Genomic DNA, 17,215 nt, shown 5'->3' with positions numbered 1-17,215 from the left:
CCAATCTACCCTAAGAACAGACTAATAATCCAAGCAGCAGCCAAGATCTCAACTAGTGAAGCACCGGCCATCACTAGTACTTTCTTGAGTTGCCACTTTTTTGGAGTTGCCCCAAAAATTACTGAGGAGGCTTGAGTGGTAACTACAAACCCAGACCAAACCCAGATTGCAATCTTGTACCAGCTCTGATCAACCTGGTCAATGAAGTGTGCTAAAACGGTAGCCAGGATAAAATTTAAAACAAATTGGACAACCAACATTGGCATCATATTATTTTGCATTTCCTTCTGAACTGTCTTTTCTAATTTTTCAAATCCGTGAATCTTACCCCACAAATTACCAAAAATCGGCATATACCAGATAGCTCCAATCACAAACTGAACTATACTGGCTAGCAAAACTGCTAAATAATTGATCTCTACATCCACCAGACCCTCCTAGTTAAATATTGTCATAGATTATAATCTCACTCTTTTGCAACTCTGTCAAAAATAGGCCTAAAAAATAAAGTTAACAATATCCCCCATGGCGCCAGCGGAATCTATCAAAAGATCAGTATTTATATTTAATCACTACTGGCAACTTCTAAGACTTGCCTATAAACCTCCAGGGTCTTACTTGCAGTATCTTGCCAAGAGAACTGTTTGACACGTTTGCGTCCAAGCAAAATTAACTCCTCTCGACGATCTGGAGACTCTAATACCGATAGAATCTTTTGATACATATCATCAATATCTGTTGGGTTAAAACTTTCTACAGCATAGCCTCCTATTTCTCCGACCGAAGTCGTCGACGAACAGACAACTGGCAAATCCTGATTCATAGCCTCCAAAATTGGCAAGCCAAAACCTTCCGACAAAGATGGAAAGGTGTAGCATAGGGCCTGTTTATAGACCCCCAAGAGAGTTTGATCATCTAAGTAATCTGTAAAAATCACTCTCTCATGTAGCTCAGCCTCCAAGACAATCTGCTCCAACCTTTGATGATAGATTGTCTTTTTGCCAACCAAGACCAATTGAATATCTAGCTTGGCTTCAATCACAAGACGGGCCAAGACTACTATTAGTCTTTCAATATTCTTATTAAGGTATAGATTTCCAACATACAATAAATATGGACGATTGATCCCATACTGCCTTAGATCCACTCTGATATCTGTTTTTGCAACTTTTTTGCCAAAGCCAGCCAGCTTGGTCACTACTATCTTATCCGGATCAATACCAAGTGTCTCTACTAGATCTGATTTAACAAACTCACTTGGACAAAATATTTTTTCAGCCCTCTTCGCACCACGCTTAACCATCCAACGCATTACCTGTGATCTCAAGGGATCAATGAAGCGCTTGAGACCAGATTTGGTATTGCGATAACGCCAAAGTGTCAAATCATGGATAGTCATCACAAATCTACCCTTATATCTGACTGGAAAATTAAAGTTTGCAAAATGTACCAAATCAGGCCTAAAGGTAGTGATAACTCTTAATAATTCGCTTTGCTCACCTAAGCTATACCAACTAATATCACAAACCACTAGCTCAAGATTGTCTGCTTCAATATCAATCGAGTCCTTATCTTTCTCTAGCACTAGTAAAAGATACTTATTGTTCTTATCCTGATCAACCAATTCCCTAACTAATTGATCAATATATCGTCCTATTCCAGTTCCCTTGATCATCCGCCCATCAATCAGTATCTTCATAGTCTTATTTTAACTTAATATTGACCTAAAATCATCCTACTTATGCTTGCAAGTCATAAAAATAACCTCTACTATAGAAGTAATTTATTTTTTATATATTATTAACTAGACAATTGGATTAGATTGTCACGGAGGTGTAATGATGCCCAAAAAGCTATTATTAGTAGTGATAAGTCTAGTATTTGGCACAAGTATTGCAATTGCCAATCAAGACAATGTCCCAACAAATCAACTAATTGAAATTAGTCCCCAGACGGATCAATTAGTCTTTCGTGGTCCCGATACTAAACTCGCAGTTAGCTACACCATCCCTGCAAACCTTAGTATCATCGCTAGTTGCAAGCTTAATAGTGAGGGTTGGATATTACTTGACGATGGAGGTCTGATTGAACCAAGTCAGAATACTCAACAACTTCCTGATTGCCAAGATCGACTCGACCCACATCAATTAACAGAAGAAGATGGTGATTTTCGACTAGCTAGAGTCAATCGTGAAAAAGGTGAAAGAGACAAAAAAGTTGAAGAATTACAGGTAATTACTATAGACGATCAGGATTATCTCATTTACCAGGAGCAACTTCTACTGATCGATAAATCGGGCCTAACCTGCACTAATAAGCTCAAGAAATCCAACCCAAAATCTAATGACTATCATCAGCTAGCCAAATACCAGATTACTGGCAAAGTATCATGTCCGAAAAGCGAAAAAACTCAAGATCAACTATCTAAAGGTTCAACCCCGGGTCAAGATTCTCAATCTCCCACTAAATCAACCAGCAAACAAACTAGCGAGGAAACTAGAGCAAAATATGACAAGATTAATGATCAGATTACTCAGGCAAAAATCGATGAAGCAATAGCCAGTGGTGTTTATACTGGAATTGACCCAAGAGACAAGCAAGCTACTACCGACAAGACTAGCTCAAACTCTTCTACCCCTAACAATGATCCAAATCTTACAGATATCCACCCAAAAATTCGAATGGCAGTAGATTGGGCGAAAGCTCAAGTTGGCAAAGCCTATCAACCGGACAATGGTCGTCCTTGGAACGGCTGGTGTGATCGGTTTGTTGCTCTTGCTTATGGCAGGACTTTTAGTGGTTATCATACTGCCTACGATCATTTTCTCGAAATGAATAGAAGGGGGATGATCCATCAAAATCAAGATGTCCCACCCGGCGCCTTTGCCTTCTTCGGGCCTACTAGCAACATACCAGCTGGTCATGTGATGATTTCAATCGGCAATGGTCAGTTTGTCAGCACAGGACCAGCAGTGATGGTCGTTGATATTAAGATGCCTGGACTTGGCCAATACATTGGCTGGTCTCAGCCAAACCCTGAATGGCTATGACCTTTCTTAGCATCCTCGAAGTCTAATTATACTTATTTGTAGGAGTAAGATTCTATTAGTTACCTGGAATGATGCCATCTACTTCCCAGCGATTATTATATTCGCTTTTGATTACACGGTAGACAATCGTACTGGTGTAATCATATACCGAATCACTATCGGTATACTCGACATGATACCCAACACTGACAGATACTCGATAGCCAGCTGAATTATCCAAGGCTTCTGTGCCAACTATCCGGTAACTACTGATATCATTGACCGAATAACTATCATCTGGATTGGTAATCCGATCAAACTCGGGCTGACCGAACTCCTGGATATAGGCATTGGTCATATAGTACTTCATGCCAGCTGGAGTATCAGAAGTATTACGATTTTTCATTGCCTCAACAAAGGACAAGACATTAGATTGAGCCTGATCCTGATCAGCTTGACTCTGAGCCTCTGCTTGAGCTTCAGCTTCTTGACTAGCCTGCTGCTCTCCTGCCTCTATCTCTTCTTGTTCTAGCTTATCAATCAAATCCTGGTCGACCATATAGTAATCGTCACTGATCTTTTCGCTAATAAACTTGAATTCCGAAAGCTTGGAATCCAAATAATTCTTGAGATTTTCTCCAGCATTAGCCAGAGCTTCTAGTTTGTTTCGATCAAGGCTATCAGCTTCGATATTCTCGATAATCTGATTGTTATATTGGTCAACCTGACCAAGTAATTCCTGATAACGCTTTAATTCTGTGGAATTATTAAAAATTGCTGTCTTATTACCACTAGCAAAACTTTGATCCTTGATAGTCAATTTCAGATCATTAGCGAGCATAATACTCTCTTCTATCTGATCATCTCTAATATCTATCGTTACCTCATTGGATAACTTATCTGCGCCAAGAACAACCTGATGCCAAGATTTTTCAATAAACCTTTGAGTCCTAAAATTCCTAACTAGAAAATACCCTAAAATCACAATTAGCAGTGCAACAATAACTGATACTATCCACAGTACTTTTTTATTGTTTGATTTTTGGGGTGAATTATTCGAACCCAATTGAGCATTTACTGCCTGATCTGCTTTTGTCTGACTGACAATTCGAACTGGTGTGCTGGGAGTACTTGTCGGTTTTCTTGAAGCACTTGCGACCGTACGGGTCTTGACGGCTTTGCTAATGCTGGGCTTCTTGTCTGTAGTCATTAATCCTCCTATTGAATTATTGGGTTGCTTTATTTTGATAGGTTATACCCTTTATGCTTATATTGTAGCAAAAGACTAGCTAATTACAAATAATCTTTTAATGCCAGGGTCTAAAAATTGATATTACGTATTATAAAACAAACTGATTTATCAACACAAAATCAATTATCAATCAAATGCTATGGTACCCTAAACTCAGCACTAATAATCTCGCCAGTAGTCTGATCTCGACTTATGTCCATAGTTTTTATTATGGCATCTAATTGTCGGTAGGCAGTCTGTGCCTCAGCTGGAGTATCAAAATCAGCCCCATGTTGAGCAACAAATTGCTGCTCATTCATCTGACTAATCCCTGAAATATTCCTACTACTCATAGCAGCGTCTGCCTGTCTGGCAATTTCTCTACTCAGATTTGAGCCATTAGCGTTCCTCCTCAAAGTATCGTTATTAATAGACTGGGCAGTGCCTATAACAGTACTGACTCGCTGGGGCATACTTGGGATCTGCCTAACAGCATCAGATAATCCACTATCACCCTGCAAAATCTTTTGGTTAACATCTAGGCTAGCATAAACAGATGGTGGTACTGGAATATTAACAGGAGACGCGGTAGTGCCCTGGGTACCTGATCTGTTGGCAGCAGCATTCGTAGTACCTGATCTGGTGGCAGAGCCTGGTGCGCTAGAGCCAGGAGTTGGTTTTGCTCCCGAATTCGATGTTGATGCACTAGGACGTGTATTGGTAGGAGGGTTAGTAGCCAGGAAATCTTCCCACATGGCTCTTGTTTTTGCCGTAAAGAATTGTGCTAATTGCGGATCATCTAAGGCAGCCCTGACGTCATTAGAATTGGGCATGATCTTTCTACCACTTTCATCAAGTATATGACCCCGTGTCATCAATTCAATTGATGCCGCCTGTTGTGTAGCGATCTCTTCAGGCTTCAGTGAGCTAGGTGGCTTCACAATGAAGGCTGCCTTATCCTTGATTGACTTTCCTTCGTTTGCTATAACATAGTTTAATAATACAGCAGAAGTACGCGCCTCCTCTATACCAGCTGCATTCAAGGTTCCTTCGCTGAAGTATTTATCGATCTCACTCTGCACCAAACGTGGGTTATCTTTATACAAGACTTCCATCGCAGCTCTAAATCTTTCTTCTTTATGGTCTCCAGAATCTCCAAATATTGTTTTCTTGATATGAAGTTCCTCGACAGCCCTGAGGTCACTATTTTTCACGCCATGGATGGTAGAATTCTTCCTTTGATTGAAGTAAATACGGGATTTCGATGAAGCTGGTTCTTTGGTATCTACAATCTTGCCATCCCTCTCAACATTATAAGACCTTCCATTGGCTAAGGCGTTTTTTAATGCATCCCTTTCTTCCTTGCCCAAATTCCACTGATCGGCAAACAGATCCTGATCAGCTTTTTCTAGTTCTTCATTCTTGGCTAGCACAGCCTGTCTCTGCTTGGAATAATTAAGATTACCACCTTCTCTAAACACAGCACCCGGGCCAAAAGCTAAACGTGCAGCCTTTCTCTTAAATCTTAACCGACGACTATTGCCTTCTTCGCGATTATCTACGATGCCTACAGCTTTCCTTTGAATTAATTCTTTTGTAGGCTGAGAAACTGTATCCTTAATAGCCTTATTAACCACCCCTGTGCCTTTATTTTGTAAATTATTCAACTTACCCCCAGCAAAACTGAGCAATGACCCTGCCATCTTAAATGTTGCTGGAATTATAAAAAGTGGGGCTATCTTGACAATAAACCCGATATAAGCAGATAAGTCAGTTACTGCTCCCTTATTATCATTCTGCTGTGCAATAATAAAAGACACGTACTCTGAACCATAAATAATCGCTATCACCATTGGATACATCAAGCTCAAGCGCCAAAGGTTTTCAAACCATTTCTTGTATATCCCATTTGTTTGAGGTAATACAAATAACAAAAATGCAATAGGAGAAAATAGCACCAATAATACTACTAATATTTTCCTGATTGCAACCGTGAAAAATAAAAACAACACTCCGATCGCTGCTGCACCAAGCATGCCTGTAACTAAAAAATAAACACCAAACCCAAGGACTACTGCATCGATAGCCGACCTGAGTAATCCCGTACCTGCCCCACTGTAATCAAGCAGTCTAACTTCACCACCATCAAAGCCTGGAAGCTCCTTCATCACTGTCTTGATAATTTCACCCATAATATTGCCAATGTCTAGTATCAAGCTTGATATCATAAAGGACAAGTATATGCCGATAAAAGCAATAAATAGTCTAGGTACTGTTCGCTTAAGGTTGTAAGATTTCCCAGCATCCCCAGCTGGCTTCAAGACACTACTCAAGATCATAAAGACTATGACCAAAACCATTCCTCCAGCTGAAATATCACGAAAGATTATCCAAGAATTTTGAAGTCCCTCAATACCTTTTGGATCATTCTCTAGTGAATCAACTACTTGAGTCTCTACAAAATTAAGCACACCGGTAAACCCTTCAATGATTGGGCACATAATCCAGCCCAGACTAAAGCCTCCTGCATAACAAGTATCGATCTCGCTTTGCGCTTGATCATCCAGGCTATCTACCCACTCACCACCAGCATCATCGCATGCATCTACACTATCCTGATCTCCAGTCTCACCATCTACCACACAAATTGCATAGCTAGTTGGTACTAATGGCTGAACAAGCTTAGAGAATTGATTGATCTTATTAGCATACTGATTAGGATTACCTACCAAGGGTAGAGCTAGGTTGATAAGCATCAAAAGCAATAGCGAGATCAATCCACTCCTCATTAGCAGCTTACCAAACCTCTTAAGTTTCATCAGGGGTATTATAACACGCTCTAGCCAAATATGTTAAGACTAAATAGTCTCCCAATCTCTGCCCTGAAGATGACTGGTAGCTACATTTTCCTATTAGTCCATTCTTGATAATACCGCCCTTTATGTTCCTGTCATTATCAGTTTTTTCCGATATTCTACTGAAAATAAAGCCTAGGAATCTAGAAATCACAATGGTGTATTTATTTTTGTCATACAGAATCTACACTCCAAAAACTATTCTAATACTTTCGAATCACACCTACTACTACGCCCTGGATATCTAGGCTAGTCTTCTTGTCAACATAGATTGGCTCCATGCTACTATTGGCTGGTTGAAGCCTAATCCTATTGGTCTCATGGTAAATCCTCTTGAGGGTGACTTCCCCACCATCAATCAGGGCCACTACTACTTCACCATCTCTAGGAGCTTGATTCTCCTTGATCACCACATAGTCTCCGTCAAATATCCCATCTTCAATCATACTCTGACCCTTGACCCTCAGAACATAATTATTATTGCCACTAATCATAAATGATGGTACTTCGAGTGTCTCGCTCCCATCAGCCACAGCAGCTATCGGTGTACCAGCAGCAATGCTCCCCATGATAGGCAAAAAGATTCCACTCTCCAATAATTGATCATCCTCGACTGGCAATATTGACCTAGCTGCATTGTTGTCTTTGCTGATCATCCCCTTCTTTTCGAGTGCTCTGATATGTTGAGCAACCGTAGCTACAGAGCTAAGCTTCAGGCCTCTGCCTATCTCACGGAAAGATGGTGAGTAGCCATTTTTCTCGATAAACTTATTGATAAAATCCAAGACTTTACGCTGTTTTTTGGTTAGTGCTACTTTCATTGTTCCCTCCATATTTGATACTTAATTGGATAATACAGACTAATTATAGCGAACATTAAGCGAATTGACAAGTATATCAGCAAAATTTACTTGACAATAACCTGATGGATACCTATGCTAGTCATATACAGAAGTGTTCACTCTGTAATAGCCAATTAATAACAAGGAGGAATATATGGCTTATTCACAAACTAACTCAAAGGGTCAAACTTACTACCTTCATCGTAGAGAAGTAACCCTCAAGGGTGGTAGACAACAAACTATCTACTTCTTTGCCAAGGAAGCCAAAGAGGGTGCTATCGATGCAGTACCTGCAGGCTATCAAGTGATTGAAAATCAAAAGACTGGTCTTTTGATCCTCAAAAAAGCCTAGATTATTCAATCTAGCGAAAAAGCCTCCTACTGGGAGGCTTTTTAATTGGCAAAAAATTGACTTTAGGCTAAAATAGGGTTTACGGGTCTGTAGCTCAGTGGTTAGAGCAGTCGGCTCATAACCGATTGGTCGCTGGTTCAATCCCAGCCAGACCCACCACAACTGCCTCTCTAGAACCACTTCTCTCATCACGGGGGGAGTGGTTTTTTGTTTCTGTACGCAATACCCGCAATACCGGAGACACCTTAGGCTTTTTTAGGGATAAGTTTTGGATTGATATCTTAACTATATAATAAATGGCCTAGTTTGTACGGTGTCACCCTTTTATTACGAAATAAATATCATAACCTCAGGCAAGATAGATGATCTATCCTTCAATCCACTCTATGATATTTTTAGAGATGCTCTTTAAGCCTACTAGTGTCTCGATTGTTACGCAATCGAGCAAGCGCCTTGGCTTCTATCTGGCGAATCCTCTCCCTGGTCACACCAAAATACTTGCCCACCTCCTCCAGGGTATGACTTCTACCATCTTCGAGACCAAATCTCATTCTCAATATCAACCTTTCTCGATCTGATACCACTTTCTCAAGAGCACTATGTAGCTGTTCCTTAAGAAGCTGGGCAGAAGTAGCTTCCTCTGGCTTGAGAGTATCACCATCTTCGATAAAGTCTCCAAGTGTCGAATCCTTATCATCCCCAATTGTTGAGTCCAGCGATGCAGTCTCTTGAGCAATCTTGAAGATATGAGCGACTTTCTTCGGATCCATATCCATTGCTCTACCAAGCTCCTTATTGGTAGGTTCACGACCTAGTTCTTGGGTCATTCTTCTCTGGGTTCTAACTAGCTTATTGATAGTCTCTACCATATGAACTGGAATTCTAATGGTTCTAGCCTGATCGGCAATAGCTCTAGTAATCGCTTGACGAATCCACCATGTAGCGTAAGTAGAAAACTTAAAACCCCTAGTGTGATCAAACTTTTCAACAGCCCTGAGTAGCCCAATATTACCTTCTTGAATCAAATCTAATAAATCTAGGCCTCTACCGACATAACGTTTGGCAATACTGACAACAAGTCGCATATTTGCTTCGGCCAGCTCAGATTTAGCACGACTATCCCCATCTTCGATCCGCTTAGCCAATTCGACCTCTTTATCCGAATCAATTAATGGGATCTTACCAATTTCCCTAAGATACATCCTGATAGAATCATCAGAAATATCTCTAAAATCTTCTTCGGTTAGATAACCACCTGCCCGAACATTATCATCACCAAAATCAGCTGCTTGCTCATCCTCACTTTTACCTCGTACCTCAATGCCTTTTTCAAGTAAGTTAGCATAGATCTGATCTATTAGTTCAATATCATCTTCAACATTAGGTACTACCTTAATAATATCTTGGTAATTAACTGTTCCATTTTTTTTATAGATCTTGACCAAGGCATCAACAATCTGGTCAAGCTCTAGATTTTCTTCGCTCATTTCTCTCCTTTAACAATTTTTGATAATTTTCAATCAAATTTCTACTAGTAGGCTGATCTCCCCCAAGTTCAGCTTGATTTAGCTGGCTTCTTATTTCAGCTAACTCCCAATCATACCATTGATCTCTGAGTTTTGCTACTATACTTTGATATTGACTAAATGCGTCTTGCATAGGCAGGTTAGCAAATCGCTCCTGCGCTTTCAATACTAGTAGATTAACACTTTTATCAGCCTTTGACAAATCCTGAGTAATAATTTGCTCAAACCGATCCTGATCTATCAACAATTTTGAGTAATCAAGTGAACGAAAGTCTTGATAAATTTCAGGATAAACTAAAATAAATGCCAATAAATCCTCTTCAAGTGCATTGGTCTTTGGGATTTCTGGTATTACAACCGACCCAGATGAATTAGCCTCAGTAGACCTATTACTTACTCGATACTGATTAAAGTCTTGTCTAATGCTTGCCCTAGGGAGTCGAGTTCGTTTAGCTAGGGCTTCAATATAACTTTCAATTTCAGCCTGACTCTTGCTATAAACTAGGAAACTAAATATCTCCCTAAGATACTCGAGTCTTGATCTAACCCTAGTCAGATCAAAATCTTTTGCCTTGTTAATCAAAAGGTAATCACTCAAACTCACTACTTGGTCTGCCACTTTTTGCCAAGCTTCCAATCCCTCGGTAATTAAAGAGTCTGGATCCTGACCAGCAGGCATAAAAATCAACTTGAGATTGAGATCCAGATCAAAAATTGCCTTGATTAATTTGTCTGTTGCTTGTCTACCAGCTCGATCTCCATCAAAGCACAGGGTAATATTTGAGCTATAACGAGCCAGGATTTTAATCTGACCTCGGCCAACTGCTGTCCCAGATCCAGCCACTACGTACTTAACTCCAGCTTGATTTAGACTAATTACATCTAGATTGCCCTCGACAACTATCACCTGATCATTGCTCCTGATATTCTCTCTAGCTTGGGTAATTCCATAAACAGCTTCAGATTTTTGATAGATAGGACTATTGGCAGTATTGATATATTTACCAACACCCTCTTTGGGCTTCAATAAACGGGCAGAAAAGCCAATCACACGCCCCTGAAAATCATTAATCGGCAATGTGATCCGATCTCGAAAAAAATCATAGGCTCCCCTCTGACCCCTACCAACTAATCCTGCTAGAACAAGGTTATGTTCCTGATAACCCTTGTTGATCAAAAAAGTATATAGCTCTTGACCGCTTGCCGGAGCGTAACCAATCCCAAAATCAATTATTGCCTGTCGCTTAAAACCCCGTCCCTTAAGATATTCCAAAGCTTCTGGGCTCTTGAGCAAACGATGTTGATAGAAATTCTTTGCTAAATCATTAAGCTGGTAGAGCAACCTCTTATCAACCTGATTCTTTTTGTCCTCTGGTCTAGGCTCTAGCTCCACTCCTGTCAAATCTGCCAAATACTTCAAGGCTTGATAGAAATCCATCCCCTCAAGCTTCATTACAAAATCAAAAATATCACCCCCAAAACCAGCCGAAAAATCATACCAGATACCTTTATCTGGAGTAACTACAAAGCTCGGAGTTTTTTCTTGATTGAAAGGTGAAAGACCTTTGTAGTTAGTACCCGAACGCTTAAGACTTAGATAACGTGAGATATATTCGACTAGGTCAATTCTTTCTTTGACCTGCTCAACAGCGCGACTCATCAGATGATCTCCTAGTTGAAGGTATTGGTAAAGTTTGCATCATAGCCTTTCTGCATCAAGATGATTACCCCAATCGTAATCCCCAGCAACAAGATTAGCAATAATGTCCTAGTGGCCTCTCTTCTCATAATCCTTGATCTCCTACTGAATTAGTCTCCTGAACACCTTGACTATCTGGACCATAGATCAATTTTGCCCGAACTACAAGACGATCTTTGGCTGTCCAGAGTGGCGTGCAAGTATAGAGAGTCAAGATCGGATCATTGGTTGGATCCTCTACCTCAACTGCAGTCGGAGGAACAACCTCAGTTTCGTAAACTTGATAAATATATTCCTGGCCCTGCCAATAAACCTGAATCTTATCTCCATCCTCAATTTTGTCCAGGTGATAGAAGGTCTTCGGACCACTGGTATACATAAACCGGTGAGCAACTATCACTGTATTGCTACCCTGGTCTGGAGTAGAAGTATTTGGTCTACGCCAAATACCAAGCTCCAAAGTACTGGCATCGGCACCCTCATAAACTTCACCATTAACTCCTATCTTGGGAATAACCAAGGTGTTAACTTCTGGAATTGGCAACAAGTCTTGATTATTGCCCCCGGCCAAAGCGCTTTGATAGACTAGCTGATTGTCACCATGTAGCCACTGATCTAACTTGAGTCTGATTTCGGGTAAAAAAGGTGTAACTATGATATAAATAGCCAAACAAAATATCACAACACTAATCAGATCATTAAATAACCTCAGAGTTTTATACCTTTTGCTTAAACTGGACTTTGGAGTCTTATCAACTCTAGTAATTTGCTTCCTAAGTCTTGCCATATATTTAGTATTATATAGCAATCACTAAACTTATGCTAAAATAGCTTTGATGTCACTAATATTAGAAACTATTAACCAATTCATTCAAGCAATCGGTGCCTTGGAATTTTTTAATATTGCCGAAAAAGCCAAAGAATTTGGCACAATCGTTGGGGTTTTGATCATTGCCTTTACTGCCTTTGCCGAATCTGGTTTACTGATCGGTTTTATGCTCCCAGGAGACAGTCTACTCTTCACTGCTGGGTTCTTAGCTTCACAGGGATTTTTCAATATCTTCTTTTTATCAATTGCAACTTTTATTGGAGCAGTTGCTGGAGATAGTGTCGGCTATAGCTTTGGCAAACGAGTCGGTCCAAAGATTTTTGAACGCAAAGACTCAATGGTATTCAAGCAATCTCATCTGGAGAAAGCTCAAGGCTTTTATGATAAACACGGTGGCAAAGCTATCATTATAGCTAGATTCATGCCAATCATCCGCACCTTTGCACCAATCTTAGCTGGAGTTAGTGGGATGCACTACAGAAGATTCCTGATCTTCAATCTTGTTGGAGCAATACTTTGGGCAATAGGTATCACTTGGCTTGGCTTTATACTGGGCAGTACTATACCTCAAGCAGAGGACTATCTTCTGCCTACTACAATTTTGATTATTATTATTTCAGTATTACCTTCAATCTATCACCTAATCAAGGATCGAGTTCTCTAGTAAGGGCTTTTAGGTTTCAAGACTTGTAATGTCTAGACTTAATGTCAATAAAACACCAACTATCACTATCTTAGGAGCTGGCTACGTCGGACTGACTACTGGGGCAATCCTAGCTCAGTCTGGATATCAAACCTACTTGGTAGAACCCAACCAAGAACGTTTAGATATCATAAGATCGGGTAAATCTTTTTTCTATGAAAAAGGTTTGGACAGATTAATCCAAGAAGGCTTAAACAAAAAAATGTTATTACCGACTGATTCTTATTCTTTATCCGTATCACAATCAGATATCATATTCTCTTGCGTAGGCACACCAGACAACCCAGATGGTAGCTCAAATCTAGATTATATTTTTGAAGCTGCCAAAACTACACTAGAATATATCAAAAGAGATACAATCTACGTCCAAAAAAGTACCGTACCGGTGGGTACCGGTTATCGTCTAATTGACATTTTTAACCAATCTAGCTTCACTATTGACTATCTATCGAACCCTGAATTCTTGCGTGAAGGCACTGCTATAGCAGATAGCCTCTATCCAGACCGTACAGTCATAGGGGGTAACAACGCCAACGCTATTAATAGCCTGATCAAGGTCTACAAGCAAATCGAGTCAAGCCGTCAAATCATTACAAAACTAACTGGAATTGATCAACAAAGCAAAACTTGTCAATATATCACTACAGAGATAAACAGTGCCGAACTGATTAAAGTAACAGCAAATGCCTTTCTAGCTATGAAAATTAGTTTTGCTAACTCAATTGCCATATTATCTGATAGGGTTAATGCTGACGTAGTAGAGATAATGGATGGCATTGGATCAGATCTACGTATAGGTTCTGCTTTTTTGAGAGCTGGACGGGGTTATGGTGGTGGTTGTTTCCCAAAAGATGTTAGTGGCCTGATCTCTAGTGCCAAGGAATATGGCATTGATCTTGCACTAATGCAATCTACTCAAGCAATCAATGCCAATATGCCCAAATATATTATCGACAAGCTCAAGGATCAATTAACCACTCTAAATAATAAACAAATTATCATACTGGGCTTATCGTTCAAGTCGGGCACAAGTGATACAAGAAAATCACCCGGTATTGCAATGGCCAACATTTGTGCAACAAATCAAGCTAGGGTAACAGTATTTGACCCAGTAGTCGACAAGAACAATCTTAATGATCTTGACTCAAGAATTCAAATAATTAGCTCTATATCCGAAATTCCCAAGAGTCCCGATGCAATCATTGTCGCAACTGAATGGCCAGAATTTTGCAACTTAACACCATCCCAGATAATAGCTTTGTTGGGCAAAAAAGGTCTGCTAGTAGATGCCATCAATGCTTATGATCCCAAATTACTAGTCAAACACCATATTCAATATCTGGGAGTAGGTAGAAGACTGTAGATGCGAACTCTACATTTTGAGATTGACATAAGATTAAGATATACTATAAGAATATGAAGTTATTCATCCAGGTACCCTGTCTCAACGAGGAGAAGACATTGGGTCTAGTCTTAGAATCCATACCAAAAAAAATTACTGGCATAGATCAAATTGAAGTCTTAGTGATAGATGATGGGTCATCTGATGATACTATCGATGTAGCAAAATATTATGGTGTAAAACATTTCGTCAAACACAAACGCAATATGGGTCTTGCTCGCAGCTTCCATGATGGGGTTGATTATGCCCTAAAACATGGAGCTGATATAGTCGTCAATACTGATGGAGATAATCAATACCCCCAATCAATGATTGGCGAACTGGTAAAGCCGATCATTGACCTTCAGGCCGATATCGTAATAGGAGATAGGCAAACAGCTCAAATCACTGATTTCTCTGGGTTCAAAAAAATCATGCAACGCTTTGGCAGCTGGCTAGTTAACCAAGCAGCCCAAACGGATCTACCGGATGCAGCAAGTGGGTTTAGGGCTTATTCGCGATATTCGCTTTATAGAATCAATATAATTACAGAGTTTAGCTACTGCATGGAAACTATCATTCAAGCTGGTAATAAACATCTCAAGATTGTTAGTATTCCTATTACCACCAACCCAAAAACACGAGAATCAAGATTGTTCAAGAATATTTGGCAACATATGTTCAAATCTGCCTCTGCAATTTTGCGTAGCTATATCATGTTTCATTCCAAGAAAGTATTTGGTAGACTTGCTATAATATTTTTGATTCTAGGGGGCATTCCCTTTATTCGCTATGCCCTGTATACAATTCAAGGAAAAGGAGATGGACACCTTCAGTCATTGATATTTGGTTCTACAATGTTAATTGGATCACTATTATCAGTTTCACTTTTAATCATTGCCGATATGCTACAAACCAACCGTACCCTGACTGAAGATCAGCTTGAAAGAATCAAAAAATTGCAATACGAAGATCAGTAATGATTTCTCAACTGATCCATAATAAAAAAATTCGTAATGCTACAATCTCAGGAGTAGTTATCCTGACAATCAGCATTTTCGGGCTATACCTTTATAGCAACCCTGATACTCTCTCAATCCTTTCTAATCTTTCTATAGTAACCCTTATTAAACTTACTGCAGCTTTTACGTTAACTATTGTAGCAAACTCTCTAATTCTTCATTTCACCCTCTCCTATCTGGATAAGAAAACGCCACTGATTGATAATCTTTTTTTGACTGGATATTCTTCTATAGTTAACTTTTTTGGACCCTTACAAAGCGGTCCTGGCTTTAGAGCAATCTATTTAAATAAGAAATATCAGGTAAAGTACAGGCAATTTATCAATGCTACTTTTATATTTTATTTATTCTTTGCTCTTATTAATTGCTTAATCCTGATAATTACGGGGCTCTCACAATACCCAAAAATAGTCATTGCCTCTAGCTCAATAGCTATTTTTATTCCACTAATCGTTTATGCCATAGATCAGCGTAGTGGTAAATCAAGATCCCTAAAGGTCAAGGGCTATCTAGGCAATCTAAAACCCTACAACCAAAGCCTTTGGATGATCGGTTTAATGACTGGCCTGTTGGTACTGGCTAGCTCATTGGTCTATCATATAGAATTATCCGCCATCAGCTCTAACCCAATTAATTATAAGCAATCTCTAATCTATACAGGAGCAGCAAATCTGGCACTCTTTGTATCTCTGACTCCAGGGGCAATCGGTTTTCGAGAATCTTTTTTAGTATTAAGCCAAAGATTACACGGAATAGCTACTCAAGATATCATTGCAGCCAGTATTATTGATCGAGCATATTATGTGATTTTTCTTTTTATGATCTTTGTCTTGATTCTTGTTGCAAAACATTACAATAAAATTAATTATCTAATCAGATTTAATAAATCAAAAAAACACCAATAACTAGCTAATATGCAAATCAACAGCCATCAACCCAGTCTCAAATTATCAATCATTGGTCCCACTACACCTTATCGTGGTGGGATAGTCCAATATAATACTGACCTAGCAGATAGTTTAAAAAAACTAGCGAAAATTGATCTATTCTCTTTCAAGAAACAATACCCGAAATTTTTATATCCTGGAAATACAGACTACCAGGAAATCAAAAAGATCTCTAAAGATATTTACTATACCCTAGACTCCAATAACCCACTATCTTGGCAAAGAACAATCATTATGATCAAGAACCAAAATCCAGATGCTGTATTAATCAATTGGTGGACTCTATTTTGGCAACCTGCTTTTTGGTATATATCAAAGAAGTTACAGAAATCTGGCATTCCAGTAGTATTCATCTGCCACAATCTCTACGACCATGATGTTACTATCCTTGGCCAGAAAATACCCGATAAGGTACTAAGAATTACTTCTGAAAGACTACTCAAGGTGGCTGATGGCTACCTTGTACATAGCTCAATAGATGCACAACATTTGACAAAAGTTATTGGTAAATTCAATAAACCAATCATAACAAGAAGTTTACCTTCACCTACTGGCTTACCAAAACCAACCAACAAAAAAGTTATTAACAAGAAATTAGAGTTACTTTTTATCGGATTTATTCGCCCCTACAAAGGGGTAGATATTCTTATTGAAGCTTACTCTAAGCTCTCTCAAGTAGATCGTGACAGAATTCATCTCAACATTGTTGGTGAAACCTGGGGTAATAAAGATCAGCTCATAAATCAACTAGATCAACTTAATATTTCCCATAACCTAACCTATGTATCTACCCAAGAAA

15 protein-coding genes and 1 tRNA gene are annotated in these 17,215 nt (G+C 39.3%); 8 read left to right on the top strand and 8 right to left on the bottom strand.

Annotated elements, in window-relative coordinates; translation table 11 throughout:
- Nucleotides 1-5: 5 nt before the first annotated feature.
- Nucleotides 6-428 (bottom strand): DUF1761 domain-containing protein, encoded by a 423-nt coding sequence (locus KA531_00370; protein ID MBP6005353.1) that lies wholly within the window; start codon nucleotides 426-428, stop codon nucleotides 6-8.
- Nucleotides 429-565: 137 nt separating this feature from the next.
- A complete protein-coding gene (locus KA531_00365; protein ID MBP6005352.1) occupies nucleotides 566-1,699 on the bottom strand; it encodes a glycosyltransferase family 4 protein in 1,134 nt (377 codons plus the stop codon).
- A gap of 139 nt (nucleotides 1,700-1,838) precedes the next feature.
- On the opposite strand from KA531_00365, the gene KA531_00360 reads away from it, so the two are divergent.
- Nucleotides 1,839-3,050, top strand: coding sequence for a hypothetical protein (locus tag KA531_00360; GenBank protein MBP6005351.1), 1,212 nt, complete (start codon nucleotides 1,839-1,841; stop codon nucleotides 3,048-3,050).
- 55 nt (nucleotides 3,051-3,105) lie between these two features.
- Here the strand turns inward: KA531_00360 and KA531_00355 are convergent, their stop codons facing one another.
- The 3 genes from KA531_00355 to lexA form a co-directional block, all read right to left on the bottom strand.
- A complete protein-coding gene (locus KA531_00355) occupies nucleotides 3,106-4,239 on the bottom strand; it encodes a hypothetical protein (protein ID MBP6005350.1) in 1,134 nt (377 codons plus the stop codon).
- 179 nt (nucleotides 4,240-4,418) lie between these two features.
- Nucleotides 4,419-7,079 (bottom strand): hypothetical protein, encoded by a 2,661-nt coding sequence (locus KA531_00350; protein MBP6005349.1) that lies wholly within the window; start codon nucleotides 7,077-7,079, stop codon nucleotides 4,419-4,421.
- Nucleotides 7,080-7,318: 239 nt separating this feature from the next.
- Nucleotides 7,319-7,936, bottom strand: coding sequence for a transcriptional repressor LexA (gene lexA, locus KA531_00345; GenBank protein ID MBP6005348.1), 618 nt, complete (start codon nucleotides 7,934-7,936; stop codon nucleotides 7,319-7,321).
- A gap of 175 nt (nucleotides 7,937-8,111) precedes the next feature.
- On the opposite strand from lexA, the gene KA531_00340 reads away from it, so the two are divergent.
- Nucleotides 8,112-8,309 (top strand): hypothetical protein, encoded by a 198-nt coding sequence (locus tag KA531_00340; protein ID MBP6005347.1) that lies wholly within the window; start codon nucleotides 8,112-8,114, stop codon nucleotides 8,307-8,309.
- An 83-nt stretch (nucleotides 8,310-8,392) separates the two neighbouring features.
- Nucleotides 8,393-8,468: transfer RNA gene (locus KA531_00335), tRNA-Ile, on the top strand.
- A gap of 236 nt (nucleotides 8,469-8,704) precedes the next feature.
- Here the strand turns inward: KA531_00335 and rpoD are convergent.
- The 3 genes from rpoD to KA531_00320 all read right to left on the bottom strand — a co-directional run bounded on the left by rpoD (nucleotide 8,705) and on the right by KA531_00320 (nucleotide 12,321).
- On the bottom strand, nucleotides 8,705-9,796 hold the full coding sequence (gene rpoD, locus KA531_00330; protein ID MBP6005346.1) for an RNA polymerase sigma factor RpoD: 1,092 nt from the start codon (nucleotides 9,794-9,796) through the stop codon (nucleotides 8,705-8,707).
- On the bottom strand, nucleotides 9,771-11,495 hold the full coding sequence (locus tag KA531_00325; protein ID MBP6005345.1) for a DNA primase: 1,725 nt from the start codon (nucleotides 11,493-11,495) through the stop codon (nucleotides 9,771-9,773). The genes rpoD and KA531_00325 overlap by 26 nt, the downstream gene beginning before the upstream one ends.
- A gap of 124 nt (nucleotides 11,496-11,619) precedes the next feature.
- Complete coding sequence (locus KA531_00320) at nucleotides 11,620-12,321, bottom strand: class E sortase (GenBank protein MBP6005344.1); 702 nt, start codon at nucleotides 12,319-12,321, stop codon at nucleotides 11,620-11,622.
- 49 nt (nucleotides 12,322-12,370) lie between these two features.
- Between KA531_00320 and KA531_00315 the strand changes: the two genes are divergently transcribed.
- The 5 genes from KA531_00315 to KA531_00295 form a co-directional block, all read left to right on the top strand.
- The gene (locus KA531_00315; protein MBP6005343.1) at nucleotides 12,371-13,027 is read left to right on the top strand and encodes a VTT domain-containing protein; all 657 of its coding nucleotides are present in this window, start codon (nucleotides 12,371-12,373) and stop codon (nucleotides 13,025-13,027) included.
- 28 nt (nucleotides 13,028-13,055) lie between these two features.
- Nucleotides 13,056-14,429, top strand: coding sequence for a UDP-glucose/GDP-mannose dehydrogenase family protein (locus tag KA531_00310; protein MBP6005342.1), 1,374 nt, complete (start codon nucleotides 13,056-13,058; stop codon nucleotides 14,427-14,429).
- A gap of 53 nt (nucleotides 14,430-14,482) precedes the next feature.
- The gene (locus tag KA531_00305) at nucleotides 14,483-15,427 is read left to right on the top strand and encodes a glycosyltransferase family 2 protein (protein MBP6005341.1); all 945 of its coding nucleotides are present in this window, start codon (nucleotides 14,483-14,485) and stop codon (nucleotides 15,425-15,427) included.
- Entirely contained in the window at nucleotides 15,427-16,374 is a 948-nt protein-coding gene (locus tag KA531_00300) for a flippase-like domain-containing protein (GenBank protein MBP6005340.1), read from the top strand. Before KA531_00305 ends, KA531_00300 begins: the two co-directional genes overlap by 1 nt.
- A gap of 9 nt (nucleotides 16,375-16,383) precedes the next feature.
- A partial coding sequence (locus KA531_00295) for a glycosyltransferase (GenBank protein MBP6005339.1) occupies nucleotides 16,384-17,215 on the top strand: 832 nt, incomplete at its 3' end.

It is taken from the genome of Candidatus Saccharibacteria bacterium (assembly GCA_017983775.1).
Lineage (GTDB): Bacteria > Patescibacteriota > Saccharimonadia > JAGOAT01 > JAGOAT01 > JAGOAT01.
The sequence above is the reverse complement of the archived record's forward strand: the minus strand, read 5'-3'. Positions and strand labels throughout refer to the sequence as shown.

Coding starts and splice junctions, on each gene's coding strand:
- KA531_00315 (MBP6005343.1), top strand. CDS start 12,371: ATGTCACTAATATTAGAAACTATTAACCAATTCATTCAAGCAATCGGT.
- rpoD (MBP6005346.1), bottom strand. CDS start 9,796: ATGAGCGAAGAAAATCTAGAGCTTGACCAGATTGTTGATGCCTTGGTC.
- KA531_00340 (MBP6005347.1), top strand. CDS start 8,112: ATGGCTTATTCACAAACTAACTCAAAGGGTCAAACTTACTACCTTCAT.
- KA531_00355 (MBP6005350.1), bottom strand. CDS start 4,239: ATGACTACAGACAAGAAGCCCAGCATTAGCAAAGCCGTCAAGACCCGT.
- KA531_00320 (MBP6005344.1), bottom strand. CDS start 12,321: ATGGCAAGACTTAGGAAGCAAATTACTAGAGTTGATAAGACTCCAAAG.
- KA531_00305 (MBP6005341.1), top strand. CDS start 14,483: ATGAAGTTATTCATCCAGGTACCCTGTCTCAACGAGGAGAAGACATTG.
- KA531_00360 (MBP6005351.1), top strand. CDS start 1,839: ATGATGCCCAAAAAGCTATTATTAGTAGTGATAAGTCTAGTATTTGGC.
- KA531_00300 (MBP6005340.1), top strand. CDS start 15,427: ATGATTTCTCAACTGATCCATAATAAAAAAATTCGTAATGCTACAATC.
- KA531_00310 (MBP6005342.1), top strand. CDS start 13,056: ATGTCTAGACTTAATGTCAATAAAACACCAACTATCACTATCTTAGGA.
- lexA (MBP6005348.1), bottom strand. CDS start 7,936: ATGAAAGTAGCACTAACCAAAAAACAGCGTAAAGTCTTGGATTTTATC.
- KA531_00365 (MBP6005352.1), bottom strand. CDS start 1,699: ATGAAGATACTGATTGATGGGCGGATGATCAAGGGAACTGGAATAGGA.
- KA531_00350 (MBP6005349.1), bottom strand. CDS start 7,079: ATGAAACTTAAGAGGTTTGGTAAGCTGCTAATGAGGAGTGGATTGATC.
- KA531_00325 (MBP6005345.1), bottom strand. CDS start 11,495: ATGAGTCGCGCTGTTGAGCAGGTCAAAGAAAGAATTGACCTAGTCGAA.